The organism is Kitasatospora sp. NPDC053308 (assembly GCF_055585785.1).
In genome coordinates, this window is record NZ_JBVJJY010000006.1 from 373,814 (window position 1) to 399,245 (window position 25,432).

General features: G+C 73.8%; 21 protein-coding genes. 4 read left to right on the forward strand and 17 right to left on the reverse strand.

What is annotated here, in order from left to right; all coding sequences use genetic code 11:
* Positions 1–35: 35 nt before the first annotated feature.
* Positions 36–1,448, reverse strand: coding sequence for a type I glutamate--ammonia ligase (glnA, locus tag ACZ6Y7_RS17135; RefSeq protein WP_465758683.1), 1,413 nt, complete (start codon positions 1,446–1,448; stop codon positions 36–38).
* 287 nt (positions 1,449–1,735) lie between these two features.
* Between glnA and ACZ6Y7_RS17140 the strand changes: the two genes are divergently transcribed.
* Positions 1,736–2,203 carry an RDD family protein gene (locus ACZ6Y7_RS17140; protein ID WP_465758684.1) on the forward strand — a complete coding sequence of 156 codons (468 nt, stop codon included), beginning with the start codon at positions 1,736–1,738 and terminating at the stop codon, positions 2,201–2,203.
* Positions 2,204–2,308: 105 nt separating this feature from the next.
* Here ACZ6Y7_RS17140 and ACZ6Y7_RS17145 read toward each other — a convergent pair whose 3' ends face one another.
* The 7 genes from ACZ6Y7_RS17145 to ACZ6Y7_RS17175 all read right to left on the reverse strand — a co-directional run bounded on the left by ACZ6Y7_RS17145 (position 2,309) and on the right by ACZ6Y7_RS17175 (position 10,028).
* Positions 2,309–3,007, reverse strand: coding sequence for a DUF4191 domain-containing protein (locus ACZ6Y7_RS17145; RefSeq protein WP_465758685.1), 699 nt, complete (start codon positions 3,005–3,007; stop codon positions 2,309–2,311).
* A gap of 123 nt (positions 3,008–3,130) precedes the next feature.
* Entirely contained in the window at positions 3,131–3,331 is a 201-nt protein-coding gene (locus ACZ6Y7_RS17150; protein WP_465758686.1) for an SCO2195 family GlnR-regulated protein, read from the reverse strand.
* A gap of 260 nt (positions 3,332–3,591) precedes the next feature.
* On the reverse strand, positions 3,592–4,545 hold the full coding sequence (lipA, locus tag ACZ6Y7_RS17155; protein ID WP_465758687.1) for a lipoyl synthase: 954 nt from the start codon (positions 4,543–4,545) through the stop codon (positions 3,592–3,594).
* A gap of 167 nt (positions 4,546–4,712) precedes the next feature.
* Positions 4,713–5,510: a lipoyl(octanoyl) transferase LipB gene (lipB, locus tag ACZ6Y7_RS17160; protein ID WP_465758688.1), complete on the reverse strand. Its 798-nt coding sequence runs from the start codon at positions 5,508–5,510 to the stop codon at positions 4,713–4,715.
* A gap of 254 nt (positions 5,511–5,764) precedes the next feature.
* Positions 5,765–7,684, reverse strand: a complete 1,920-nt coding sequence (locus tag ACZ6Y7_RS17165; protein ID WP_465758689.1) for a helix-turn-helix domain-containing protein — start codon at positions 7,682–7,684, stop codon at positions 5,765–5,767.
* Between the two features lie 66 nt (positions 7,685–7,750).
* Positions 7,751–9,133, reverse strand: coding sequence for an MFS transporter (locus ACZ6Y7_RS17170; RefSeq protein WP_465758690.1), 1,383 nt, complete (start codon positions 9,131–9,133; stop codon positions 7,751–7,753).
* A gap of 133 nt (positions 9,134–9,266) precedes the next feature.
* On the reverse strand, positions 9,267–10,028 hold the full coding sequence (locus tag ACZ6Y7_RS17175) for a 3-hydroxybutyrate dehydrogenase (RefSeq protein ID WP_465758691.1): 762 nt from the start codon (positions 10,026–10,028) through the stop codon (positions 9,267–9,269).
* A 309-nt stretch (positions 10,029–10,337) separates the two neighbouring features.
* Between ACZ6Y7_RS17175 and ACZ6Y7_RS17180 the strand changes: the two genes are divergently transcribed.
* Positions 10,338–12,248: a regulator gene (locus ACZ6Y7_RS17180; RefSeq protein ID WP_465758692.1), complete on the forward strand. Its 1,911-nt coding sequence runs from the start codon at positions 10,338–10,340 to the stop codon at positions 12,246–12,248.
* Positions 12,249–12,290: 42 nt separating this feature from the next.
* Here the strand turns inward: ACZ6Y7_RS17180 and ACZ6Y7_RS17185 are convergent, their stop codons facing one another.
* From ACZ6Y7_RS17185 to ACZ6Y7_RS17200, 4 genes are all read right to left on the reverse strand, one after another.
* The gene (locus ACZ6Y7_RS17185) at positions 12,291–13,520 is read right to left on the reverse strand and encodes a cation:proton antiporter (RefSeq protein WP_465758693.1); all 1,230 of its coding nucleotides are present in this window, start codon (positions 13,518–13,520) and stop codon (positions 12,291–12,293) included.
* The gene (locus ACZ6Y7_RS17190) at positions 13,517–13,669 is read right to left on the reverse strand and encodes a hypothetical protein (RefSeq protein WP_465758694.1); all 153 of its coding nucleotides are present in this window, start codon (positions 13,667–13,669) and stop codon (positions 13,517–13,519) included. Before ACZ6Y7_RS17190 ends, ACZ6Y7_RS17185 begins: the two co-directional genes overlap by 4 nt.
* Before the next feature lie 258 nt (positions 13,670–13,927).
* The gene (locus ACZ6Y7_RS17195) at positions 13,928–15,259 is read right to left on the reverse strand and encodes an FAD-dependent oxidoreductase (protein WP_465758695.1); all 1,332 of its coding nucleotides are present in this window, start codon (positions 15,257–15,259) and stop codon (positions 13,928–13,930) included.
* A gap of 476 nt (positions 15,260–15,735) precedes the next feature.
* Complete coding sequence (locus tag ACZ6Y7_RS17200) at positions 15,736–16,641, reverse strand: TIGR01777 family oxidoreductase (protein ID WP_465758696.1); 906 nt, start codon at positions 16,639–16,641, stop codon at positions 15,736–15,738.
* A gap of 64 nt (positions 16,642–16,705) precedes the next feature.
* Here ACZ6Y7_RS17200 and ACZ6Y7_RS17205 point away from each other — a divergent pair, with 64 nt between their 5' ends.
* Positions 16,706–17,203, forward strand: coding sequence for a GNAT family N-acetyltransferase (locus tag ACZ6Y7_RS17205; RefSeq protein WP_465758697.1), 498 nt, complete (start codon positions 16,706–16,708; stop codon positions 17,201–17,203).
* 96 nt (positions 17,204–17,299) lie between these two features.
* Positions 17,300–18,427 (forward strand): DUF2510 domain-containing protein, encoded by a 1,128-nt coding sequence (locus ACZ6Y7_RS17210; RefSeq protein WP_465758698.1) that lies wholly within the window; start codon positions 17,300–17,302, stop codon positions 18,425–18,427.
* 145 nt (positions 18,428–18,572) lie between these two features.
* Here the strand turns inward: ACZ6Y7_RS17210 and ACZ6Y7_RS17215 are convergent, their stop codons facing one another.
* The 5 genes from ACZ6Y7_RS17215 to ACZ6Y7_RS17235 all read right to left on the reverse strand — a co-directional run bounded on the left by ACZ6Y7_RS17215 (position 18,573) and on the right by ACZ6Y7_RS17235 (position 25,402).
* On the reverse strand, positions 18,573–19,088 hold the full coding sequence (locus ACZ6Y7_RS17215) for a DUF4240 domain-containing protein (RefSeq protein ID WP_465758795.1): 516 nt from the start codon (positions 19,086–19,088) through the stop codon (positions 18,573–18,575).
* 125 nt (positions 19,089–19,213) lie between these two features.
* Positions 19,214–20,980, reverse strand: a complete 1,767-nt coding sequence (gene sucB / locus ACZ6Y7_RS17220) for a 2-oxoglutarate dehydrogenase, E2 component, dihydrolipoamide succinyltransferase (protein ID WP_465758699.1) — start codon at positions 20,978–20,980, stop codon at positions 19,214–19,216.
* Between the two features lie 81 nt (positions 20,981–21,061).
* A complete protein-coding gene (lpdA, locus tag ACZ6Y7_RS17225) occupies positions 21,062–22,468 on the reverse strand; it encodes a dihydrolipoyl dehydrogenase (RefSeq protein WP_402223504.1) in 1,407 nt (468 codons plus the stop codon).
* A 380-nt stretch (positions 22,469–22,848) separates the two neighbouring features.
* Positions 22,849–24,351, reverse strand: a complete 1,503-nt coding sequence (locus ACZ6Y7_RS17230) for a leucyl aminopeptidase (RefSeq protein WP_465758700.1) — start codon at positions 24,349–24,351, stop codon at positions 22,849–22,851.
* Between the two features lie 259 nt (positions 24,352–24,610).
* The gene (locus tag ACZ6Y7_RS17235; RefSeq protein WP_465758701.1) at positions 24,611–25,402 is read right to left on the reverse strand and encodes an adenosylcobinamide-GDP ribazoletransferase; all 792 of its coding nucleotides are present in this window, start codon (positions 25,400–25,402) and stop codon (positions 24,611–24,613) included.
* Positions 25,403–25,432 lie beyond the last annotated feature (30 nt).

A 25,432-nucleotide genomic window follows, 5' to 3' on the forward strand; every position in this document is an offset into this window, starting at 1 on the left:
GAGCACCGGGCCGGAGCCGTACGCCGGGCGCGTGCCTACAGGTCGTAGTAGAGCTCGAACTCGTGCGGGTGGGGCCGGAGGGCGATCGGGGCGATCTCGTTGGTGCGCTTGAAGTCGATCCAGGTCTCGATCAGGTCCGGCGTGAAGACGTTGCCGGCGAGCAGGTACTCGTGGTCGGCCTCCAGCGCCTCCAGGACGGCCGGGAGCGAGGAGGGCACCTGCGGGACGTTGGCGTGCTCCTCGGGGGCCAGCTCGTAGAGGTCCTTGTCGACCGGCTCCAGCGGCTCGATCTTGTTGCGGATGCCGTCGAGGCCGGCCATCAGCATGGCGGAGAAGGCCAGGTAGGGGTTGGAGGACGGGTCCGGGGCGCGGAACTCGATGCGCTTGGCCTTGGCGTTGGAGCCGGTGATCGGGATGCGGATCGCGGCCGAGCGGTTGCGCTGCGAGTAGACCAGGTTGACCGGGGCCTCGAAGCCCGGCACCAGGCGGTGGTAGGAGTTCACCGAGGGGTTGGTGAACGCGAGCAGCGAGGGGGCGTGCCGCAGCAGGCCGCCGATGTAGTAGCGGGCGGTGTCGGAGAGGCCGGCGTAGCCCTGCTCGTCGTAGAAGAGCGGCGAGCCGTCGGTCCACAGCGACTGGTGGACGTGCATGCCCGAGCCGTTGTCGCCGAAGATCGGCTTCGGCATGAAGGTGGCGGTCTTGCCGTTCCGCCAGGCGACGTTCTTGATGATGTACTTGAACAGCATCAGGTCGTCGGCGGCGTGCAGCAGGGTGTTGAACCGGTAGTTGATCTCCGCCTGGCCGGCCGTGCCGACCTCGTGGTGCTGGCGCTCGACCTCCAGCCCGGCCTTGGCGAGCTCCAGCGACATCTCGGCCCGCAGGTCGGCGAAGTGGTCGACGGGCGGCACCGGGAAGTAGCCGCCCTTGTACTTGACCTTGTAGCCGCGCGCGTCGCCCTCGGCGGCGCCGCTGTTCCAGGCGCCGGCCTCCGAATCGATGTGGTAGAACGACGCGTTGGCGCTGGTCTCGAAGCGGACCGAGTCGAAGACGTAGAACTCGGCCTCGGGCCCGAAGTACGCGGTGTCGGCGATGCCGGAGGAGGCGAGGTAGGCCTCCGCCTTCTTGGCGACGTTGCGCGGGTCGCGGCTGTACGCCTCGCCGGTGACCGGGTCCTGGATGAAGAAGTTGATGTTGAGGTGCTTCTCGGCCCGGAAGGGGTCGAGGCGTGCGGTGGCGAGGTCCGGGACGAGGGCCATGTCGGACTCGTGGATGGCCTGGAAGCCGCGGATCGACGAGCCGTCGAACATCAGGATCTCGGACGGATCGAAGGTCGCCGCAGGTACGGAGAAGTGCTGCAAGACGCCCGGCAGGTCGCAGAACCGGACATCGACGAACTTCACGTCGTTGTCCTGGATGAACTGCTTCACTTCGGCGGCGTTGTTGAACATCCATCCTCCTCGGCGTGCGAATGGGGCTCACCCTAGGAATGGGTCGTTTCCGGCCGGTGACCCGCTCGTTTCCTCGATGTTAACCACGCCCCCGTGCCGGGCGGCAAAGACGTACGGGACGGGGCAAATCACCCCGCCCACCTGGGCCGCCCCCCGCAAGTGGTCTGGACCACTGGTGGGGCGGCGGGGAACGCCCCGCACGGGGGATTCACCCGGTCGTGGACGGGCGCCCCGCCCGGAGGGGTGCCGGTGACGGCGCGCGCCGTCAGCCCGGTTAGTGTGGATTCGTGGACACCAGAGAAGCGTTGGGATCGTGGATCGACGGCCCCAAGGCGGCCGCCGAGAAGATGGGCGCCGACTTCGGCTACCGCGGCGAGCGCCTCGGACTGCCCGAGGAGGGCCCCGGCTCGCTGGCCGGCCCCGGCCGCCGGATCGGCGCGCTGTTCGTGGACGGCTGGCTCGTCTCCCTGATCTCGTACGGCCTGATCGCCCGCGGCGACGCGGGCGAGGCCAACCTGTGGACCTGCCCGTTGTTCTTCCTCGTCGCGGCCCTGCTGCTGGCCACCACCGGCACGACGGTCGGCAAGCGGCTGTTCGGCCTCCGGGTGGTCCGCCTGGACGGCGGCCGCGCGACCATCCCGCAGGTCCTGCTGCGCACCCTGCTGCTCTGCCTGGTGGTGCCCCCGCTGGTCTGGGACCGCGACACCCGCGGCCTGCACGACAAGGCGGTCGGCACCGTCGAGGTCCGGATCTGACGCCCTGGCCCCTCGGGACGGCGAAAGCCCGGCCCCCTCGGGACGACGAAACGGCCCCGCCGCGGAGCTTCCGCGGCGGGGCCGTTCTGGTGTGGTCGGGGGAGGTCAGCGGGCCTGGCCGCCCTTGGGCATCCGGGCGCCCTTCGGCATCGGGCCCTTGGGGATCGGCGCCTTGGAGAGCAGGTCGCCCAGCGCGCGCAGCCGGTCGTTGGTCTCGGTGACCTGGGCGGCGGTGATGGCGCGGGGCAGGCGCATGAGGTGGATCTGCAGCTTCTTCAGCGGGATCTCGCCCTCGCCGTTGCCGACGACGATGTCGTGCACCGGCACGTCGCCGACCACGCGGGCCATCTTCTTCTTCTCGGAGGCCAGCAGCTGGCGCACCCGGTTCGGGTTGCCCTCGCCGATCAGCGCGATGCCGGCCCGGCCCACCGCGCGGTAGACCGCGTCCTGGTTGCGGGTGACCGCGACCGGGGTGGTGTTGGAGCTCCAGCCGCGCCGGATGTTGTTCAGCACCGCCGCGACGGCGCCCGGCTGCCCCTCCATCTGCCCGAACGCGGCGCGCTCGGCCCGGCGCCCGAAGACGATCGCCATGGCCAGCACGGCCACGATGAAGCCCAGGATGCCCAGGTAGACGGGGTGGTCGATCGCGAAGCCGATGGCGAGGAACACGCCGAAGGTCAGCAGGCCGACGCCGGCGATGATCAGGCCGATCTTGGTGTCGACCTTCTTGGTCATGGTGTACGCCAGGCGGATCTGCTTCAGTCGCCCGGGGTTCTCGGATGTTTCCCTCGCCATAACGCTCATGGTACGTGGCACCGGTACGGGATATCCAAGCCCGGGTACCCGTTCGCCCGAACCGTGACCCGTGTGCCCGCACACCGTCGCGCACAGCGACGTCGCGGCTCCGGCGCCCCGGGCGCCGCGGCCTCAGTGCCGTACGGACCTGGCTTCGGCCGGTTCCGCCGGCCCGGACGCCGCCACCGCGTCGTGCCGGCGGTCCGCCGCGTACCGGCGGTTCTCGCACACGGCCGCCCAGGCGTTGCGCCGGGCGTGCCGCTGGCCGGGCGCCAGCAGGACGCTCTCGGCGAACCGCAGCGCCGCCCCCATCGACCGGATCCGCATCTCCATGCCGAACAGCTCCTCTCGTGGCCGGGCTCCGCCGAGCTCGGCTGAGCCCGGTCCAGCTCTGCCCGGACCGGCCGAGCTCGGTTGCGCTCGGTCGGGCGTGGCCGGGATGAATCGAACGCTCGCCGGGCGTCCATCGTCCCCACCTCGTGTTACCAGCCCGTGACCAGGCAGTCAAAGCGTGGTGAAACCCGGAAGGGCGGAGCCGTGGCTCCGCCCTTCCAATGGCTCAAACCCGACCGGGGCCCGTCGGTGCCCGACCGTCAGACCGCGGCCTGCTCGCGCCGCTCCAGCGCCTGCCGGTACAGCCGGCCGGCCCGGTACGAGGAACGCACCAGCGGGCCGGACATGACGCCCGCGAAGCCCAGCTCCTCGGCCTCCTCCTGGAGCTCGACGAACTCCTGCGGCTTGACCCAGCGCTCCACCGGGTGGTGGCGCAGCGAGGGGCGCAGGTACTGGGTGATGGTGATCAGCTCGCAGCCGGCGCCGACCAGGTCGGCCAGGGCCTGGCTGACCTCCTCGCGGGTCTCGCCCATGCCGAGGATCAGGTTGGACTTGGTGACCAGCCCGGCCGCGCGGGCCTGGGTGATGACGTCCAGCGAGCGCTCGTAGCGGAAGGCCGGGCGGATCCGCTTGAAGATCCGCGGCACCGTCTCGACGTTGTGCGCGAGCACCTCGGGACGGGAGGAGAAGACCTCGGCCAGCTGCTCGGGCACGGCGTTGAAGTCGGGGATCAGCAGCTCGACGCCGGTGCGGCCGCCCGCGCGGTCGGCGGTCATCGCGTGCACCTGGCGCACGGTCTCGGCGTACAGCCAGGCGCCGCCGTCCTCCAGGTCGTCGCGGGCGACGCCGGTGATGGTGGCGTAGTTGAGGTCCATGGTGACGATGGACTCGGCGACCCGGCGCGGCTCGTCGCGGTCGAACTCGGCGGGCTTGCCGGTGTCGATCTGACAGAAGTCGCAGCGGCGGGTGCACTGGTCGCCGCCGATGAGGAAGGTCGCCTCGCGGTCCTCCCAGCACTCGAAGATGTTGGGGCAGCCGGCCTCCTGGCAGACCGTGTGCAGCCCCTCCTTCTTCACCAGCGACTGGAGGGCGTTGTACTCCGGGCCCATCTTCGCGCGGGTCTTGATCCACTCGGGCTTCCGCTCGATGGGGGTCTCGCTGTTGCGGACCTCCAGGCGGAGCAGCTTCCTGCCGTCGGGCGCGACAGCGGACACGTGCGACTCCTAGAACTAGACGGGGTACCCCCAGGGTACGCCTGTGGTTGTACGGCCTTCGCCGGGCCTGCCGCCCTGCAATCGCAGGGCAACGCGGCTACCGGTCAGTAGATTCCCAGTGCGCGGCCGGATTCCCGCCCCCTCGGGGCGTCGGCGGCACCGGAGCGTCAGCGGCTGAGCGCCGGTTCGGGCAGTTCGGCGAAGAGCTCGGCCAGGTGCCGCTCGACCACCGGCGCCGCCTCGGCGACGGGGAGCCCGCGGTCCAGCTCGCCGGAGAGCGAGGCCACGCCCGCGTCCCGGATGCCGCACGGCACGATCTTGTCGAACCAGGTCATGTCCGGGTCGCAGTTGAGTGCGAAGCCGTGCATCGTCACCCCGCGGGCGACCCGCACGCCGATCGCGGCGAGCTTGCGGTCGTCGCCGCGCTGCCCGGCGTTGGAGGGCGCGTACTCGGGGCCGGCCAGTCGGGGGTCGATGCCCAGCGGCAGGCCCATCCGCAGGGTCAGCTTGCCGATGTCCACCACCTGGGCCGGGTCGACCACGGCGTCCGGGATGGACCGCCCCAGCACCCACACCCCGCTGCGGCCCTCGACCCGGGTGGTCTCGACGCCGAACTCGGCGGCCGTGCGGATCAGGGCCTCCTCCAGGCGGCGGACGTAGGCGATCACGTCGATCGGGTCGGGCAGCTTGACGATCGGGTAGCCGACCAGCTGGCCGGGGCCGTGCCAGGTGATCTCGCCGCCCCGGTTGACCTCGACCACCGGGGTGCCGTCCAGCGGCAGGTCGGCGGGGTTGGTGCGCTTGCCCATGGTGTACACCGACTGGTGCTCCAGCAGCAGGACGGTGTCGGGGATCTCGTCCGCCACCCGCAGCGCGTGCAGCCGCTGCTGCTCCTCCCACGCCTCCTGGTAGGGGACGTGGCGCTCGCCTATGCCCATGCGCACGAACCGCACGTTCTCGCTCATGCGCCCGCCTCGCCGCGCTCGGCAGCCGCTTCGCGAGACGCGCTGCCCCCGATCGTTCGCTCGCTCCGCTCGCTCACCGTCTTCGCTCCTTGCCAGGCGTTCGAGACCAACCTCGCCACTGTACGCCCAGCCCGAGCCGTCCCCCTCAGCCGCCCGCGAGCGGCCGGCGCCGCCCAGTCGCCCGTGCGCGTCCCACCTCAGCCGCCCGTGCGGGGCCGTCTCGCCTCAGCCGCCCGCGAGCGGGCCGGCTCCGCTCAGCCGTCCGCGAGGAGCTGCAGCCGAAGGGCGAGCTGGAGCTCCAGCGAGCGCTCCGGGTGGTTCCAGTCCCGCCCGAGCAGTGCCTCGACCCGGTCCAGCCGCTGGACCACCGTGTTCACGTGGACGTGCAGCTCGTCCTTGGCCCGGGTGAGGCTGCCGCCGCAGTCGAAGTAGGCGCGCAGGGTGCGGACCAGCTCGGTGCCGCGCCTGGCGTCGTAGGCGAGCAGCGGGCCGAGCGTCGCCCCGACGAAGCCGTCCACGTCGTGGCCGTCGCCGAGCAGCACCCCCAGGAAGCCGAGCGCGCGGGCCGAGGCGCCCTCCCCGGCGCGGCCGAGCACCCGCAGCGCCCGTACGCAGCGCAGGCCCTCGGCGTAGGAGGCGGCCAGCGCGGTCGGTCCGGCGCAGGGGCGGCCGGCGCCGACGGTGACCGGGAACCCGGCCAGCCCGGCCAGCCGTTCGGCGGCCTGCCGGGCGCTCTCCTCGGGGTCGTCGCTGGTGCCGGTCTCGACCGGCACCAGCAGCACCACCGCCTCGGCGTGCTCGGCGCTGACGCCCCGGGAGCCGAACAGGTACCGCCGGGCCGCGCCCGCCAGCCGGCCCCGGTCGACGTCGGCGGAGCCGGTCGGACCGGCGGGTTCCGCGACCAGCACCAGGTGCGGCCGGGCGAGGTCCACGCCGAGCCGGCGGCCGCGTGCGGTGAGTCCGGCCGGGTCGCGGCCGGGCGCGGCCAGCAGGTCGGTGAGCAGCTCGCCGCGGACCCGGTTCTCGGTCTCGGCCACCGAGCGGCGCAGCAGCAGGAGCAGCGCGGTCACCACGCCCGCCCGCTCGAACAGCCGCCGGTCGGCGTCGTCGAGGTCGGGCCGGCCGCGCAGCACCAGGGTGCCGAGGGTGTCGTGCCCGGCGAGCACCGCGCAGACCCACAGCTCGCCGTGCCGTACGGACCGTCCTTCGGTACGGGAGGCGGCGACGGCCGCGGCCAGTTCGGCGGCGGGCGCGGAGCGTCCGGCCAGTGGCTCTCCCTCGGCGTCGAGGACCGCTATCTCGCCGTCCAGGAGCGCCGCGACGGCGGCGGCGACGTCCGGGACCTCGGCGCCGCGCAGCACCAGGTCGGTGAGCCGGTCGTGCGCCTGCTCGGCGCGCTGGACGGCGGCGGAGTGCGCCCGGACCAGCTCGTTGGCGGCGTTCAGCTCGGCGAGCGCGGCCCGGGTGTCGGCCAGCGACTTGGCGGTGTCCAGGGCGATCGCGGCGTGCGCGGCCAGCGTGCAGAGCAGCGCGACCTCGTCGGGGGAGAAGGCGCGGGGCGAGCGGTCGGCGGCGAACAGCACCCCGATGACCTTCCCGCCGAGCAGCAGCGGCACCCCGATGATCGCCACCAGGCCCTCGTCCAGCACGCCCGCGTCGATCGTGCCGGTGTGGTGGAAGCGGTCGTCGGTGCGGTAGTCGGGGGTCGCGTACGGCCGGGCGGTCTGTGCGACCAGACCGCCCAGGCCGTCGCCGAGGCTGAGCCGCAGGGCTTGGAACAGGACGGACACCGAGCCGTCGGTGACCCGCATGTAGGTGTCGCCGGCGGCTTCGTCCGGCAGGGTCAGGTACGCGGTGTCGGTGCCGAGCAGCATCCGGGCCCGGCGGACGATCGCCTGGAGCACGGTGTCCAGGTCCCGGGAGGCGGCGAGGTCCCCGGCGGTGTCGAACAGGGCGGTCAACTCGGCCTCGCGGCGCCGGTGTTGGCGCAGGGTGCGGTGCACCCGCAGGGCCTGCCAGGTGGCGTCGTCGATCTCGGCGAGGACGGCGGCCGGCGCCCCGCGGCGGCGGGCGTCGGCCAGCACCTCGGCGAAGTCCTCGGTGGCGGCTCCCGAGGCGAGCAAGTCGAGCAGCCGCCGCAGCGCGGGCGCGGCGCCCTCGTGGGGGTGGTCCATGGTGCGTGCCGCCAATCGGCGTCGGTCCGTCGATTCCGGGGACTCGCGATGGTAGCGGCTCAACCCTCAGGCCACGGCGGGCTTTCCGGGTGCCGAGGCGTCCTGCGGCTGCTCCTGCGGGCCGGTCCGCTCCTCGATCCCGGCGAGGTCCTGCCCCCTGGTCTCCCGTCCGCACAGGACGGCCAGGACGGTGACGGCCGCCGCGATGGCCACGTACACCGAGATGGGCGTCGAGGTGCCGTAGTCCTTGAGCAGCGCGGTCGCGATCAGCGGCGCCGGGGCGCCGGCCGCGACCGAGGCGAACTGGGCGCCGATCGAGGCGCCCGAGTACCGCAGCCGGGTCGCGAACAGCTCGGAGAAGAAGGCGGCCTGGGGTGCGTACATGGCGCTGTGGAAGACCAGCCCGACGGTCACCGCGAGGACCAGGGAGCCGAAGGAGCGGGTGTCCACCATCCCGAAGAAGACGAACGCCCAGACCCCGACCCCGATCGCGCCCGCCAGGTACACCGGCTTGCGCCCGACCCGGTCCGAGAGCGCGCCGAACAGCGGGATCAGCGCGAACTGGACGGCCGAGGCGATCAGGACGGCGTTCAGCGCGCTCTGCTTGCCGAAGTGCGCGTGGCCGACGGCGTAGGCGAGCACGAAGGTCGTCATCACGTAGTAGGAGATGTTCTCCGCCATCCGCGCCCCCATGGCCACCAGCACCTCCCGCCAGTGGTGCCTCAACACCCCGACCAGCGGAGCCCGTTCGGCCTCCGGGCGGTTCGCCACCGCCTGCCGGAACAGCGGGGACTCCTCCACCGCGAGCCGGATCCACATCCCGACCCCCACCAGCACCGCGGACAGCAGGAACGGCACCCGCCAGCCCCAGGACAGGAAGGCCGCGTCCGACTGCACCGAGGTCATCAGCGACAGCACCCCCGCCGCCAGCAGGTTCCCGGCCGGCGCGCCGCCCTGCGGCCAGGAGGCCCAGAAACCGCGCCGCCGCCGGTCCCCGTGCTCCGACACCAGCAGGACGGCCCCGCCCCACTCACCGCCGAGCGCGAAGCCCTGCACCAGCCGCAGCGCCGTCAGCAGCACCGGCGCCGCGATCCCGGCCGTGTCGTACGTGGGCAGCAGCCCGATCGCCGTGGTCGAGCCGCCCATCAGCAGCAGGCTCACCACCAGCAGCCTCTTCCGCCCGACCCGGTCCCCGAAGTGCCCGAACACCAGGGCCCCGAGCGGTCGCGCGGCGAACCCGATCGCGTAGGTCAGGAAGGACAGCAGCGTCCCGGTCAGCGGATCGCTGTGCGGGAAGAACAGCTTCCCGAACACCAGCGCCGCCGCCGTCCCGTAGAGGAAGTAGTCGTACCACTCGATGGTCGTGCCGATCAGGCTGGCTGCCACCACTCTCGGGAGGGAGCTCGGGCGCGCACCGCGCGCAGCCGTACCGCTTGCAGAGGCGTTCATGTGCCACCACTTCCAGGGCCGGGGGAGACGATGTCGCCACAAGGTAGGAATCCGCGGGGCGGAGGCCCATGTGGCCGGGCCATACAGCAGCGGGTCGTTTCGTGGCGTCCGGAACCATGACCCGTCAGGTCGGTCAGTGCGCCGTCCAGCCGCCGTCGAGCGGGAGGCTGGCGCCGGTGAGGTAGGAGGCGGCGGGGGAGCAGAGCCAGAGGGCGAGTTGGGCCACCTCGTCGGGTTCGATGAGGCGCTTCACGGCGGTGCGGTCGAGCATGATCCGCTCGACGACCTCGTCCTCGCGGATGCCGTGGGCCAGGGCCTGCGCGGCGATCTGCTTCTCCACCAGGGGGGTCCGGACGTAGCCGGGGTTGATGCAGTTGCTGGTGACGCCGTACGGGGCGCCCTCCAGGGCGACGGTCTTGCTCAGGCCCTCCAGGGCGTGCTTCGCGGTGACGTAGGCGGACTTGAAGGCGCTGGCCCGCAGGCCGTGGACGGAGGAGACGTTGACGACCCGTCCCCACTCCCGCTCGTACATGTGCGGCAGGGTCCGGCGCAGGATCCGGAACGGGGCCTCGACCATGACGCGTTGGATGAGCGTGAAGCGGTCGGGCGGGAACTCGTGCACCGGCGCGATGTGCTGGAGCCCGGCGTTGTTGACCACGATGTCGGCGTCGCCCGGCAGGGCGTCCACGGCCTCGGGGTCGGAGAGGTCGGTGACGATGGCGCGTCCGCCGATGCGCCGGGCGAGCTCCTCGGCCGGACCGGCCGCGAGGTCGACGACGTAGACCCGGGCGCCGGCCCCGGCGAAGGCCTCGGCGCAGGCCCGGCCGATGCCCGAGGCGGCTCCGGTCACCAGGGCCGTGCGGCCGTCGAGCGGGCGGGCTGTAGTGGTGTCCATGGCCGAGAACGGTAGGAATCCGGCGGTCCGGCTCCCATGTGGCGGGGCACCACAGCATCCCGCCGGACTGTGGCGCCAACCACTACGACCCTCGATCGACGGTTCGACCGCGGAAGGCCAAACCCATGGTGACCGTGCTTCCCCACAATGGGCGCGGTTGCTTCACCCGTTCGGAGGATTGCTCGGTCAGATCCACCCATAGCGCCCGAATGCTCGCTACATTCACGCCGATTCCCGACAGGGGGCGCCGCCCCAGGCCGCCGAAGTGCTGGTAGAGCCCGGTGCGACGTCCGAGAGGTGTTGACAGACATGCCCCAACGGCCTGCAACCGACAGCCCGGCGTACGGACCGCTCGACCCGCTCGGCCAGCACCGAGGTCCGGTCGGCCGGACCGTTCCGGACGCCCCCGACGCCCTGGCTACCGACGCCCTGACCGGCGACACGCTGACCGCCGACGATCCGACCGCCGACGAACTGCGGCTGCCCGCGCAGGCCACACCCGACCGGCACGAGACCCCCGTCACCCCCGTCACCCCCGCGCCCGCGCGGACCACCGGCCACTCCGGACCGGCGCCGCAGAACGCCCAGCTGGCCGCGCTGATCGAGGAGGCCGGCTTCTCGCACGCCGGCCTGGCCCGCCGGGTCGACCAGCTCGGTCTGGAGCACGGCCTGGACCTGCGCTACGACAAGACCTCGGTGACCCGCTGGCTGCGCGGCCAGCAGCCCCGCGGCGCCACCCCGGCCCTGATCGCCGAGGTCTTCACCCGCCGCCTCGGCCGCCGGCTCACCGCCCAGGACCTCGGCCTGGACGCCTGCGCCCCGGTCTACGCCGGACTGGAGTTCGCCGAGACCCCGCAGGAAGCGGTGGACATCGTGGCGAGCATGTGGCGCAAGGACAACGGCCCGCAGTCCGAGCTGCGCCGGATCGCCTTCACCCCGGCCGGCCTGGTCGTCCCCAGCCGGGACTGGCTGATCGGCCGCACCGACGAGCGGGTCGCCCGGGACGGCTCCACCCTGGTCCGCCCGGACACCGCCACCGGCCCCCCGCCGGCCGGGGCCGGCTCCGGCACCTCCGCCCAGGGTGCGCCCGGGGCGTCCCCCGCCGGCCCGGCGCGCGGCCCGGCCGGCGGCGCCCCCGGCGCGCACGGCGGCCCCGGGCCGCACAGCACCGGCGGACCGCCCACCGCGCGTAGCACGGCCGGGACGACCGGTACCGCCCCCACCATCGGCCGGGTGCCCACTCAGAGCCGCCGCCCGCCGGTCGCCGTCGAGCCGCCGTACACCGACCCGGCCCGCGAGTCGCGTCCGGCCCTGCGGGTCGGCCGCGGCGACATCGCGGCGATCCGCGCCGTCGGCGACCTCTTCCGCGCGCTCGACCACGCCTACGGCGGCGGCCACGCCCGCCAGGCGCTGGTCCGCTACCTGGAGAGCGAGGCCGAGCCGATGCTGCGCGGCCGCTACGGCGAGCAGATCGGCCGGGCCCTGTTCGGCGCGGTCGCCGATCTGACCAGGCTGGCCGGCTGGACGTCCTTCGACATCGCCGCGCACGGCCTCGCCCAGCGCTACTTCGTCCAGGCCCTGCGGCTGTCCCAGGCCGCCGGGGACCGCGCGCTCGGCGGCTACGTGCTGGTGACGATGAGCCAGCAGGCCGTCCACCTCGGCCACGGCCGGGAGGCGGTCCAGCTCGCCCGGGTCGCCCAGCAGGGCGTGGGCACCGCCGTCCCGCCGGTGGTCCAGTCGCTGATGCACGCCGCCGAGGCCCGCGGGCACGGCCTGCTGGGCGACGTCCGGTCCTGCACCACCGCGCTGGTGCGCGCCGAACGGGCGCTCGCGGCGTCCCGCACGGGCGACGAACTGCCCTCCTGGGCGCGCTACTTCGACGAGGCGCAGCTCTCCGACGAGTTCGCCCACTGCTACCGCGACCTGCAGCAGTGGCGCACCGCCGCGCAGCACGCCGAGAAGTCGCTGCGGCTGCGCTCACCCGCCTACGCGCGCAGCCGGATCTTCTGCCGGCTGGTGCTGGCCACCGCCCGGCTCGGCATGGGGGACCTCGACGAGGCCTGCACCATGGCCACCGACGCGCTGCGGGCGGCCGGGGAGATGCGCTCGGCCCGCTCGCTGGAGTACGTCCGGGACTTCCACCGCCGCCTCACCCCCTACCGCGGCAGCCCGGTGGCCCGCGCCTTCGAGGAGACGGCCCGTCAGGCGGGGGTGATCTGACCAGGGCGGCGATCCGACCCGCCGGGCTCCGGGCCGGGCCCCTCACCAGCTCTCGGCCCGGACCCTCGGCTTCCCCGCCTCGTCCGCCACCGGCGGCCGGACGTCGGCGCGCACCCGCTGCGCCGCCAGCGGGAACAGCAGCACCGACAGCATCCCGGCACCGACCAGCGCCGCCGCGGTCGAGGACGCCAGGTGCCCGGCGTCCACCTCGATAGTGGTGATCACCACGACCAGCGGCAGCGCCGTCGCCCCGTAGAGGGCGAGCGCCGCGCGGTCGCGCCGGCCGAGCCCGGCCGGGGCGAGCAGCCCGGCCGGCAGTCCGCGCACGAGCAGGAAGAGCAGCAGGAACAGCGGGACGAGCAGCAGGGTGCCCGGGTCGTCCAGCAGGGCGTCCAGGTCGAACTTCATCCCGCTGACCACGAAGAAGACCGGCACCAGGAAGCCGAAGCCGATGCTCTCCAGCTTGGCCTCGATCACCTCCTCCTCGGCCCGCCGGACGTCGGAGAGCAGCAGCCGGGAGACGATCCCGGCGGTGAAGGCGCCGAGCAGCATGTCGAGGTCGAGCCAGAGCGCGGCGGCGACCATGGCGGCCAGCACCAGGATCACCGCGCGGATCGCGAACTGCCCGGAGGTGCGCAGGGTCCGTTCGATGAGCCGGGTTGTCCAGGCCGGCCGGGGCCGGCGAGCGCCGAACACGGCGACCGCGGTGATCACCGCGAAGGCGCCGAGGATGACCGCCGTCCGGGCGGGCGAGTTCCCGCTGAGCAGCACGGCGATCGCGATGATCGGCGCGAACTCGCCGACCGCCCCGGTGGCCATCACCAGGGAGCCGAAGGGCGTGGGCAGTTCACCGGAGTCGCGGAGGATCGGCAGGATCGTGCCGAGCGCCGTGGTGGTGAGCACCAGCCCCGCGAAGGCGCCGTCCAGCGGGCTCCGGTTGACCAGCGCGCCCACCCCGAGGCCCACGACCAGCGAGACCAGCCACGCGGCGCCCGCCCGTTTCAGCGGGCCGCCGCGCAGCTTGCCGAAGTCGATCTCGTACCCGGCGAGGAACATCAGCATGGCCAGGCCGAACTGGGAGAGCGCGTCGACCAGGGTGTCGACGTGCGCCCAGCCCAGGACGTCCGGGCCGATCAGCACTCCGAGCACGATCTCGACCACCACGGTCGGTACGGCGATCCACCGCAGCAGCCGGTCGGCGAGCAGCGGCGCGGCCACGGCCGCGGCGGGGATCAGGACCAGCGTCAGCGGATCGGGGGCCCCGGCGCTCACCGGACGACCAGCGGCCGCGCGGCCGGCACCACCACCCGGGAGGCCGGCACCACCCGGGAGGCCGGAGCCTGTCGGGTGGTCGGCGCCTCCCGGGAGTCCGGAGCCGTCCGAGGGGTCGAGATCATCCGATGAGCGGTCAGATCGGTCACATCGGGCATCCTGGCACGCCGTCGGTCTGTCACCCCGGCAGACCGCTGGCGTGTCCGGACACCGCCGGACGGGGGCCGACACGGCGGGGTGCGAAGCCCGCGAGCCCCCAGCTCGAAGCCCGAAGCCCGAGCCCGGAGCCCGGAGCCCGGAGCCCGGAGCCCGGAGCCCGGAGCCCGGAGCCCGGAGCCCGGAGCCCGGAGCCCGAGCCCGGAGCCCGAGCCCGGAGCCCGGAGCCCGAGGTCCGAGCCCGCGAGCCCTCAGGCCGCCGCCTCCGCCTCCCGTGCGTCGGCCCGGATGCCGAGGTCGCGCAGCACCGCCTGTGCCGCCCGCCGCCCGGAGACCAGCGCGCCCTGCACGGTGCTGGTGTCCCGGTGGTCCCCGGCGACGTACAGCCCGGCCAGCAGGCGCACCGGGCGCCGGGTGTTGTGCGGCGGGGGCATGGCCGGCAGCGCGTCCGGGACGTGCCGCACGCTGAGGAACTGCCAGCCCGTCGTCGAGGTGTCGTACAGCTCGGCGAGCCGGGCCCGGACGGCCGGTTCCAGCCCGGCCGGGCCGCCCGCGTCGAAAGAGCGCCGCCCGAGGACGGTGGTGGCGACCAGTGCCTGGCCGGCCGGTGCGTAGGACGGGTGCAGCTCGCTGAGCACCAGCGATTGCGAGACCAGCGGCGGGTGTCCGTTCGGCCGGTCACCGTCGAGCAGCAGCACGGGCTCGCCCAAGGGGGTGCGGTCGGCCGTGTGGTAGAAGGTCGTGACGGGGTGGAAGTCCGGCAGCCGCAGCCCGGGCAGCAGCTCGGCGGCGGAGCGGGCGTCGGTGGCGACGACGACGGCTTGGGCGCCGATCCGCCCGTGCGCCAGGGTCTCCACGCCGTCCGCGGCGATCGCGGTGACCCGCACCCCGGGACGGACGGTGCCGGCGGGCAGGGCGGCGGCCAGTTGGGCCGGTACCGCCGCGATCCCGCCGGCGGGCAGACAGAGCCGGCCGCGGGCGTACGAGCGCAGCACCAGGTCGGCGACCCGGCTGCTGGTACCGAGTGCCGGGTCGGCGAGCAGGGCGCTGAGCAGCGGGCGCAGGAAGCCGTCGACGGTGCGCGGGGCGAGGCCGTGGCCGGTGAGCGCGCGGGCGGCGGTGGTCTCCGGCCGGGCCTGCAGCCGACTGACCGGGGTGGCGGCGAGCCGGCCGAGCCAACTGCCGAGCCGGGCCTTGTCCAGCGGGCTGCCGAGCGGGGCGCGGGTGGCGGCCTGCCGGGCGGCGGTGAGTTGGGGGTCCCCGGCGCGGTACCGGCGGCCGCCGCTGTGCACGAGTACGCCGGGCGCGAGCGGGCGCAGGTCGAGGCGGTCGAGGTCGAGCGTGCGGCGCAGTTCGGGGAAGGCGGTGTTCAGCAGGTGGCTGCCGTCGTCGAGCCGGAATCCGTCCAGCTCGCGGGTGGCCATCCGGCCGCCGATCCGGTCGGTGCTCTCCAGGACCTGAACGGTGAGGCCGTGGCCGGTGAGCGCGCGGGCGGCGGCCAGGCCCGCGAGTCCGGCGCCGACCACGACGACGTCCGGGTCGGACGGCCGACGGGCACGGCGGGTGAAGTCGTACGTGGGCACTGGCGTGCTCCCTCCCTGGTCCCGGGGCTCCGGCCGACGCAGGCAGCGGGGTGCCGGGACACGGTCCGAGGAGGGTGATGCCCAGTCAGTGTGAGCATCAGACAAGCGCATCGAGCCTGATTCGAGACTCGGCTGGGGTTGTGCCGCAACGGGCGGGGCGCGGTCACGGACAGTGCGCCGTGGCGGCCGGGTTCGGGGGTCGACGGGCGCGCACGGTCACCGGGGGCGTGCGACGCGCCCGCCGTGTGCTCCCGTGCGCCCCCTTCCGGAGCCCCGTCCGACCCCCGCCCGGCATATGCCCCTGGCCAGCGCGGATGCCGTAGCCCGAGGTACGCACCGGGCCGCGCGCGCGTACGCCGGGCCCGGTCGAGCGGCCCCGCTCCCGTAGCTGTCCGCGCTACGGCGGAGCGCCGCGCCGGAACCGCCCCGCTCCCCGCCCGAGCCCGCGCTCCCGCCCGCGCTCCCCGTGCGCAGCGTCAGAGCGCCGCGAGCACCGCCGAGTAGACGTCCGGGTGCGTGAACCGGAAGCCCGCGTCCATCAGCCGCTTGGGCACCACCCGGTGGCTGCCGACCACCTCGACCGCCAGCTCGCCCAGCACCACCTTGAGCACCGCCTCCGGCACCGGGAACGGGGTCGGGCGCCGCAGCGCCCGCCCGAGCGCGGTGGTCAGCTCGGCGTTGGTCGCCGGGTTCGGCGCCGTCAGGTTGAAGGCGCCGGAGAGGTCGTCGTGGTCGAGCAGGAAGCGCAGCGCGGCCACCTCGTCGTGCAGCGAGATGAAGCTCCAGTACTGCCGCCCGTTGCCGAGCCGCCCGCCCAGGCCCAGCTTGAAGAGCGGGAACAGCCGCCCGCCGGCCCCGCCGGCCGCGGACAGCACCATGCCGGTGCGGGGGTGGACGACCCGGATCCCGGCCCGCTCGGCCGGCCGGGCGGCGGCCTCCCACTCCAGGCAGACCTCGGCCAGGAAGTCGTCGCCGGCGGGGGAGTCCTCGTCGACCACCTCGTCGCCGGTCTGTCCGTACCAGCCGACCGCGGAGGCGCTCACGAACACCTCCGGCGGCTCCTTGAGCCCGGCCAGCGCGACGGCCAGCGTCTCGGTGCCGTAGACCCGGCTCTCCCGGATCTCCCGCTTGTAGGAGTCCGTCCAGCGGTGGTCGCCGACCCCGGCCCCGGCCAGGTGCACCACGGCCCGGACGCCGGCCAGCCCGTCCCGGTCGACCTCGCCGAGCAGCGGGTTCCAGCCGATGGCCGTACTGCCGTCGGGCTGCGGGCCCGTCCTGGAGCGGTGCCGGACCAGCCGGACCACCTCGTGGCCGTCCGCCAGCAGGGAGCGGACCAGCGCCGAACCGATCAAACCCGTGGAACCCGTGACAGCGATGCGCATGCGTCCATCCTCGCAGCCCACATCTCCCTGTCGCGTGCGCATCCGCCTCATTAGCATGTCGCGCATGTCCGCCGACGATCTGATCATCCGTCCGGCGCAGCCCGAGGACGAGCGCGAACTGGCCGCCCTCAACCGCGCCGCCTGGTCCCCGTTGTCCGACGTCTCCCCGCAGCCGCCCGTCGAGGACGTGGTCTTCGACGAACGCCACACCCCGGAGCAGTTCCTGCTGGCCGTCCTGGGCGGCCGGATCGTCGGCTACGTCCGCCAGGTGCCGCCCACCCCGCTGGCCGCCAACCGGCACGTCCGCCAGATCCAGGGGCTGGCCGTCGACGCCGCCGCCCGCGGCCGGGGCGTCGGCCGACGCCTGGTCGAGGCCGCCTGCGAGGCGGCCCGCGCCGACGGCGCCCGGAGGATGACCCTGCGCGTGCTCGGTTGGAACGCCCCCGCCCGCCGCCTCTACGAGAGCTGCGGCTTCGTCGTCGAGGGCTCGCTGGCCGAGGAGTTCCTGATCGACGGCCGCTACGTGGACGACATCTGGATGGCCCGCCGACTGGCCGGCTGAGGCCGTTTCGCCGGTGCTCCGTCAGGCCGGGGGCGGTGCAGAGTCGTGACAGTCCCGCCCTGTCTCGACCGCCGCCACGCCGGGTACCGTACGGCCGTGAGCAACTCGACGCCTCCCGGGTGGTACCCGGTCCCGGGTGCGGACGGCACCCCCGGTCACGAGCGCTGGTGGGACGGCAACGCCTGGACCAGCGAGGTCCGGCCGCTCCAGGGCGGCGTCGCGGGCGGGCTCCCCGACGCCCCGACGCAGACCTGGCAGCCCACCGACCGGAAGCCCGGCTACGGCTACCCGGGCGGCGCCGCGGCCCCGCCTCCGGCGTACGGCTACCCGGGCCAGGACGCCTCCCCGGCGCCCGGCTACGGCTACCCCGGCCAGGACGCTTACCAGGGCCAGGGCGGGTACCCCGGCCAGGACGCCTACCAGGGCCAGGGCGGGTACCCCGGCCAGGCCGGCTACCCGACGACGCCGAACTACGGGTACCCCGGCCAGGGCTACCCGCCGGCCCCGGCCAGGAACAGGTCCGGCATGATCATCGGCATCGCGATCGCCGTGCTGGCCGTGGGCGGGACCATCGCCGGGATCGTGCTCAGCGGCGACGGCGGCGACCCCAAGGCGGACCCGACCCCCACGGTGACCGTCACCCAGAGCGACCGCCCCTCGCCCAGCCCCACCCCGACCGGGCCCACCACCAGCCCGACGGCGCCCGCGCCCAAGCCCGCGCCGGTCCTCAAGAGCACCGTTCCGGACCCGCAGCACGCGATCACCGTCCCGGTCTTCGACGGCTGGGACGCGACGACCGACGGCGCGCACTCCACGGTCTTCCTCGGCACCGGCCGCTACACCTGCCCGGACGGCAACTCCTGCATCCGCGGTCAGTTCTCGGTCGAGAAGGACACCGTCCAGGGCAGCACCGCCAAGGCGGCCGCCGACACCGCGATGCCCACGTACGCCGCGCAGATCTTCACCGGGATCACCTCGCACACCGACGCCGGTTCCGGGTCCGTGAGCGTCGCCGGGGTGTCCGGCTACGCCACCCGCTGGCACGTCCTCACCTCGGACGGCACCCAGGGCTACGTCCTGCTGGCCGCCGTGCCGGCCAAGGGCGGCGGCTACGTGGTCTTCGAGGGCGGCGTGGACGACCACCCGTCGGCGCCGGACGCCTCGGTGCTGGACCAGATCCTCAAGGGCGTCAAGCAGGACAGCACGTCCGGCAGCTCCACCTGAGCGGCTCCACCCGAGCACGTTGGCTCCACCCGAGCACGCGGCGCGCCCCGAGCACACGGCGCGTCCCGAGCACACGGCGCGCCCCGAGCACACGGCGCGCCCCGCAGGACCTCGCCGGGTCCGCGGGACGCGCCGTGGGCCCGGCTCAGTCCCCGTAGCGTTCCCAGAGCTTGGGGAAGCGCTTCGCCATGACGTCCGGGTCGTCGAAGTCCAGCGCGGCCCCGGCAGGCCGGCCGGCCTGCCGCCCGCCGACCTCGGGCAGCGGCAGCCCGGTCAGCTGCTCGTACGCCTCGTCGGCGGCGTAGCCGAGGTCCTCGGCCTCGCCGTCCTCCTCCTCGTCGAACTCGGGCAGCAGGTCCGCCAGGTCGTCCGGCTCGGCCAGCCCGCCCTCGAAGACCTCCCGGCCCTGGCCGATCAGCCAGCAGCGGAAGTAGTCGAAGGTGTCGTCGGAGGCGCCGTCCAGCAGCAGGTAGGCCGCGCCCCAGAGGTCGTAGCGGTAGGCGCGCTGGAACCGGGCCTCGAAGAGCCGGGCGAAGTCGATCACGTCGTCCGGGGTCAGTTGGACGAGCCGCTCCACCAGCCGGTCGGCCTGTTCGTCGGGGTCGCCCTCGGCGGCGTCCCGGGTCTCGTCGATGATCTGCCAGAAGTCCGTCTCGTCCATCACCGCTCAAGCATCCCCGTTCGGCCGCCCGCGCGCATGCCACGACCCGGCGTGCCCGGATGCCGAAACGGCGGAACCCCGCGCCGTCCGGGGACGACGCGGGGTTCCGCAGGACCGTGGAGGGGTCAGAGGCCGAGCTCGACCTCGAACTCGCCGGCCTCCAGGATCTCCTTGACCGCGACCAGGTAGCGGGCGGCGTCGGCGCCGTCCACCAGGCGGTGGTCGTAGGAGAGCGACAGGTAGGTCATGTCACGGATGCCGATGGCGGTGCCGCCGTCGGCCTCGATGACCACCGGACGCTTGACGGTGGCGCCGATGCCCAGGATGGCGGCCTGGTTCGGCGGCACGATCACGGTGTCGAACAGCGCACCGCGCGAACCGGTGTTGCTGATGGTGAAGGTGGCGCCGGACAGCTCGTCCGGGGTGATCTTGCTGTCGCGGACCTTGCCGGCCAGCTCGGCGGTCTTCTTCGAGATGCCGGCGATGTTGAGGTCGCCCGCACCCTTGATGACCGGGGTCATCAGACCCTTCTCGGAGTCCACCGCGATACCGATGTTCTCGGTGTCGAAGTAGGTGATGGTGCCCTCGGCGTCGTTGATCCGGGCGTTGATGACCGCGTGGGCCTTCAGCGCCTGGGCGGCGGCCTTGACGAAGAACGGCATCGGGGACAGCTTCACGCCCTCGCGGGCGAGGAAGGAGTCCTTGGCCTTGGCCCGCAGCGACATGATCTTGGTGACGTCCACCTCGACCACGCTGGTCAGCTGGGCCTGCTCGTGCAGGGCCTTCATCATGTTGTCGCCGATGACCTTGCGCATGCGGGTCATCTTGACCGTCTGGCCGCGCAGGGCGGACGGCGCGGCGGCGGCCTTCGGCGCGGCGGCCGGAGCGGCGGCGGCGACCGGGGCCGGAGCGGCCTTGGCGGCCTCCGCGGCGGCGATGACGTCCTGCTTGCGGATGCGGCCGCCGACACCGGTACCGGCGACGGAGGACAGCGCGACACCGTGCTCGGCGGCGAGCTTGCGCACCAGCGGGGTGACGTAGGCGTCGCCGTTGTCGGCGGCGGGGGCGGCCGGAGCAGCCGGGGCGACCGGGGCCGGAGCGGCGGCCGGAGCCGGGGCAGCGGCGGGGGCCGGAGCCGGGGCAGGAGCGGCGGCAGCCGGAGCCGGAGCCGGGGCAGCCGGAGCCGCCGGAGCCGGAGCGGGAGCGGCAGCCGGGGCCGGAGCGGCGGCCGGAGCGGGAGCGGCGGCCGGGGCCGGGGCGGCGGCGACCGCACCCGCGGCGCCGATCAGCGCGAGCTGCGCGCCGACCTCGGCGGTCTCGTCCTCGCCGACCAGGATCTTCACCAGGGTGCCGGCGACCGGCGACGGGATCTCGGTGTCGACCTTGTCGGTGGAGACCTCGAGCAGCGGCTCGTCGACCTCGACCGTCTCACCCTCGGCCTTCAGCCAGCGGGTGACGGTGCCCTCGGTGACGGACTCGCCCAGGGCGGGGAGCAGCACCGGGGTGGCGTCGCCGGCCGGAGCGGCCGGGGCGGCGGCGGGGGCCGGAGCAGCGGCCGGAGCCGGAGCGGCGGCCGGGGCCTCGGCGACCGGAGCCGGGGCGGCGGCGGGCGCTGCCTCGGCGGCGGGGGCCGGGGCGGCGGCGGGGGCGCCGGAGCCGTCGTCGATGATCGCCAGCTCGGCGCCGACCTCGACGGTCTCGTCCTCGCCGACCTTGATCGAGGAGAGGATGCCGGAAGCCGGGGCCGGGATCTCGGTGTCGACCTTGTCGGTCGAGACCTCGAGCAGCGGCTCGTCGACCTCGACACGCTCACCCTCGGCCTTCAGCCAACGGGTGACAGTGCCCTCGGAAACGCTCTCGCCCAGCGCGGGCAGTGTTACTGAGACCGCCATGGTTTCAGCGACTCCTATCAAGTCTTGCGTACGGAAGTACTTGCGTACGGGAAGTACCGGAAAAGGTGGGGTGGGGCGCGATCAGTCGTGCGCGTGCAGCGGCTTGCCGGCCAGCGCCAGGTGCGCCTCGCCCAGGGCCTCGGACTGGGTCGGGTGCGCGTGGATGAGCTGCGCGACCTCGGCCGGCAGGGCCTCCCAGTTGTAGATCAGCTGGGCTTCGCCGACCTGCTCGCCCATGCGGGCGCCGACCATGTGGACACCGACCACGGCGCCGTCCTTGACCTGGACGAGCTTGATCTCGCCGGCGGTCTTCAGGATCTTGCTCTTGCCGTTGCCGGCCAGGTTGTACTTGAGGGTGACGACCTTCTCCTTGCCGTACAGCTCGACGGCCTTGGCCTCGGAGATGCCGACGGAGGCCACCTCGGGGTTGGAGTAGGTCACGCGCGGGACGCCGTCGTAGTCGATCGGCACCGGCTTGAGGCCGGCCAGGCGCTCGGCGACCAGGATGCCCTCGGCGAAGCCGACGTGGGCCAGCTGCAGGGTCGGGACGAGGTCGCCGACGGCGGAGATGGTGGGCACGTTGGTGCGCATGTACTCGTCGACCAGGACGTAGCCGCGGTCCATCGCGACGCCGTTCTCCTCGTAGCCGAGGCCGGCCGAGACCGGGCCGCGGCCGATGGCGACGAGCAGCAGGTCGGCGTCGATCTGCTTGCCGTTCTCGGTGGAGACGCGGACACCGGTCTCGGTGTACTCGACGCCGGAGAAGCGGGCCTTCAGCTCGAACTTGATGCCGCGCTTGCGGAACGCGCGCTCCAGCAGCTTGGAGGAGTTCTCGTCCTCCAGCGGGACGAGGTGCGGCAGCGCCTCGACGATGGTGACCTCGACGCCGAAGGACTTCCAGACGGAGGCGAACTCGACGCCGATGACGCCGCCACCGAGGATGACGGCCGACTTCGGGATGCGGTCCAGCTTGAGGGCGTGGTCCGAAGAGATCACGCGGTTGCCGTCGATCTCCAGGCCCGGGATCGAGCGCGGCACGGAACCGGTGGCCAGGACGATGTGGCGGCCTTCGATGCGCTGGCCGTTGACGTCCACCGAGGTCTGCGAGGAGAGCTTGCCCTCGCCCTGGATGAAGGTGACCTTGCGGGACGCCACCAGGCCCTGCAGACCCTTGTACAGGCCGGCGATGACGTCGTCCTTGTACTTGTGGACGCCGTTGATGTCGATGCCCTGGAAGGTGGCCAGCACGCCGAACTCGGCGGCCTCCTTCGTCTCGTCCGCGATCTCCGCGGCGTGCAGCAGCGCCTTGGTCGGGATGCAGCCGCGGTGCAGGCAGGTGCCGCCCAGCTCACCCTTCTCGACCAGGGCCACGCTCAGGCCCAGCTGAGCGGCGCGGAGCGCCGCGGCGTAACCGCCGCTTCCGCCTCCGAGAATGACTACGTCGAAAACGGTGCTGGCGTCGTTCGCCACGTCACGTCCTCCATGCATGGGGTGGGTCGCCGGGCCGGTCGCGGTCCGGTGGGTCGGAAGCCTTTGTGGGGCGCCCAGTCGTGCCGGAAATACATCTTCGCACTTGTTCGCGGTGGCTGATGTCCGGGTCCACCGCGGGGGTGTCCCGCAGCGTGGTCACCGGGGCGGGAATACCCCCCACGGATGGGCATCATCGCAGCTCAACGCGGTATTGACAGCCGCCGGACGGGAACCTTCCGCGCGGTCCGCGGCCCCCTGTTCCGCAGTGTGGAACAAAGTTTCGCCCGCAGCGAACAGGGGTGCGGCCCGCCGGGCGGGCTTACCCGCAGGTAACCCCCTGGGAACGCCGACGGGGCCCGGCGCACGCGCGCCGGGCCCCGTCGCAGCGGGTGGCTCCGTCAGGCCTTGCCGTTCGCCGTCCGCTCGGCGAAGGCGAGCAGGGTGCGCACCCCGCTCGCGGTGCCGCCCTTCGGGGTGTAACCGAACGGAGCACCCTCGTGGTACGCCGGACCGGCGATGTCCAGGTGCGCCCAGTCGGTGCCCTCGGCCACGAACTCCTGCAGGAACAGGCCGGCCACCAGGCCGCCGCCCATCCGCTCGCCCATGTTGGCCAGGTCGGCGATGGTCGACTCGGTCATGCCCTTGCGCAGGTGGGCGGGCATCGGCATCGGCCAGGAGTCCTCGCCGACCTCGCCGGCGAGGGCGTGCAGGTCCGCGCGCAGCTCGTCGCTGTTGGACATCACGCCGAAGGTCCGGGTGCCCAGGGCCATCACCATGGCGCCGGTCAGGGTGGCCACGTCGACGATGACGTCCGGGTTCTCCTCACCGGCCCGCACCAGGGCGTCGGCCAGCACCAGGCGGCCCTCGGCGTCGGTGTTCAGGACCTCGACGGTCTTGCCGCCGTAGATCCGCAGGACGTCGCCCGGGCGGACGGCCGAGCCGGACGGCATGTTCTCGGCCAGCGCCAGCCAGCCGGTCACGTTGACGGCCAGGCCCAGGCGCTTGGCGGCCACCACGGCGGCGAACACGGCGGCGGCGCCGGCCATGTCGCACTTCATGGTCTCGTTGTAGCCGGCCGGCTTCAGCGAGATGCCGCCCGAGTCGTAGGTGATGCCCTTGCCGACGAACGCCAGGGTGCTCTTGGCCTTCGGGTGGGTGTAGGCCACCTTCACCAGGCGGGGCGGGTTCACCGAACCGCCGCCGACGCCCATCAGGCCGCCGTAGCCGCCCTTGGTCAGCGCCTTCTCGTCCAGCACCTCGACCTTGAGGCCGTGCTCCTTGCCGACGGCCTGGACGGTCGCGGCGAAGCTCTTCGGGGTCAGGTCGTTCGGCGCGAGGTTGACCAGGTCGCGGGCGCGGTTCATCTCCTCGCCGACGGCGGCGGCGCGCTCCACGGCGGCCTTGGCGTCCTTGCTGCCCTTGCGGGGGGCCAGCACGACCAGCTCGCCGACCGGCTCCTTGCCGTTGCCCTTGCCCTTGTACGTGCCGAAGGCGTACGAGCCGAGCAGACCGCCCAGCGCGACCGCCTCGACCTCCGTCGCGGACTCGGCCGGCAGGGCCAGCGCGGCCTTCTTGACGCCGGCCAGGGTACGGGCGGCGACACCGGCGGCGTGGCGCAGCGCCTCCGCCTCGAAGCCCTCGTCGCCCCCCTCGCCGAGGCCGACCGCGAGCACGAACCCGGCCTTCACACCGGCGGGGGAGGGGACCTTCACGGCCTCGCCCTCGGCACCGGTCGCGCCCAGGGTGCCGAGGATCTCGGCCAGCTTGCCCTCGAACGCCTCGTTCACGGCCTCGGTGCCGGGGGCCAGCACGACCCCCTTCGGGCCCTTCGCGACACCGATCACCAGGGCCTCCGCGCGCAGCGAGGCGGCGGAGGAGGTGCTCACAGACAATGCAGTCACGTAATGCGTCCTGTTCTTTCGCGGTCCACGGCCGGTCACGGCGCGGATGCCGCACCGGCGCAGCCCGCCGTCGCAGGCGCCGTCCGCCGGCGGGCCCCGGGTCCGGGCCCCCTGGCGCGCGCGCCGACCGGAAGCGGTCGCGCACACCAGAGGCCCCGGCTCCTCGGGTACGCGCCGGGCGGGCAGGACCTGCCACGGTGCAGGGCTGCGGTGCTCCACGCATGGTAGTCCGCATGGTGGGATCACGCGCCGCCCGGTGTCAGCCGAGCAACGCCAGGGCGAACAGCGTGCCCGTGGCGGCCGTCTCCGCCGTCGCCCCGAGCACGTCGCCGGTGATGCCGCCGAGACGTCGCACGCACCGCGCCAGCAGCAACCGGGCGCAGCCCAGCCCGATCAGGAGAGCCAGCGGCAGGCGGAGAGTTGACCAACCGTCGGACGCCCCGAGCGCGGCCAGGACGACCGCGGCGCCGGCCGTGGCGGCGAGCGCGCCGACGGGCGTCACGGTGCCCGCCACCACGGCGCCCAGCCCGCCCGGCCGGGCGGCCGGCACCGACCGGAGGCAGCCCCAGGCGAGCGCGCACCGGGCGGCCGTCGCCGAGGCGAGCACCGCGAGCGCGCCGCGCAGCGGCGCGTGCCCGAACTGTCCGGCCAGCGCGACGACCTGCGCCAGCAGCACGAGGACCAGGGTCAGCACGCCGAACGGGCCGATGTCGGACTGCTTCATGATGCGCAGCGCGTCCTCGGCCGGCTTCCCGCTGCCCAGCCCGTCCGCGACGTCCGCCAGGCCGTCCAGGTGCAGTCCCCGGGTCAGTGCGGCGAGCGCCCCCACCGCCGCCACCGCCCCGAGCGGTCCGCCCGCCCGCCAGGCCACCAGCGCCCCGGCCCCGGCCGCGACCGCCCCGAGCACCAGCCCCACCACCGGGGCCGTCACCATCGCGCGCGCGCCGGCCGCCCGGTCCCACCGCTCCACCCGCACCCGCAGGACGGACAGGGTCCCGAAGCCGAACCGCAGCCCGTCCCCCCAGGTGGCCCGCTCACCGCGGTCCGTCATGAACGCGTTCCTCTCACCACGGGTCCGAAC

What these genes read in the sequence shown, in the direction of transcription:
- glnA (WP_465758683.1), bottom strand. Translation starts at nt 1,448, where the DNA reads ATGTTCAACAACGCCGCCGAAGTGAAGCAGTTCATCCAGGACAACGAC.
- ACZ6Y7_RS17145 (WP_465758685.1), bottom strand. Translation starts at nt 3,007, where the DNA reads ATGAGCGTTATGGCGAGGGAAACATCCGAGAACCCCGGGCGACTGAAG.
- ACZ6Y7_RS17150 (WP_465758686.1), bottom strand. Translation starts at nt 3,331, where the DNA reads ATGGAGATGCGGATCCGGTCGATGGGGGCGGCGCTGCGGTTCGCCGAG.
- lipB (WP_465758688.1), bottom strand. Translation starts at nt 5,510, where the DNA reads ATGAGCGAGAACGTGCGGTTCGTGCGCATGGGCATAGGCGAGCGCCAC.
- ACZ6Y7_RS17165 (WP_465758689.1), bottom strand. Translation starts at nt 7,684, where the DNA reads ATGGACCACCCCCACGAGGGCGCCGCGCCCGCGCTGCGGCGGCTGCTC.
- ACZ6Y7_RS17170 (WP_465758690.1), bottom strand. Translation starts at nt 9,133, where the DNA reads ATGAACGCCTCTGCAAGCGGTACGGCTGCGCGCGGTGCGCGCCCGAGC.
- ACZ6Y7_RS17175 (WP_465758691.1), bottom strand. Translation starts at nt 10,028, where the DNA reads ATGGACACCACTACAGCCCGCCCGCTCGACGGCCGCACGGCCCTGGTG.
- ACZ6Y7_RS17180 (WP_465758692.1), top strand. Translation starts at nt 10,338, where the DNA reads ATGCCCCAACGGCCTGCAACCGACAGCCCGGCGTACGGACCGCTCGAC.
- ACZ6Y7_RS17200 (WP_465758696.1), bottom strand. Translation starts at nt 16,641, where the DNA reads ATGCGCATCGCTGTCACGGGTTCCACGGGTTTGATCGGTTCGGCGCTG.
- ACZ6Y7_RS17205 (WP_465758697.1), top strand. Translation starts at nt 16,706, where the DNA reads ATGTCCGCCGACGATCTGATCATCCGTCCGGCGCAGCCCGAGGACGAG.
- ACZ6Y7_RS17215 (WP_465758795.1), bottom strand. Translation starts at nt 19,088, where the DNA reads ATGGACGAGACGGACTTCTGGCAGATCATCGACGAGACCCGGGACGCC.
- sucB (WP_465758699.1), bottom strand. Translation starts at nt 20,980, where the DNA reads ATGGCGGTCTCAGTAACACTGCCCGCGCTGGGCGAGAGCGTTTCCGAG.
- lpdA (WP_402223504.1), bottom strand. Translation starts at nt 22,468, where the DNA reads ATGCATGGAGGACGTGACGTGGCGAACGACGCCAGCACCGTTTTCGAC.
- ACZ6Y7_RS17235 (WP_465758701.1), bottom strand. Translation starts at nt 25,402, where the DNA reads ATGACGGACCGCGGTGAGCGGGCCACCTGGGGGGACGGGCTGCGGTTC.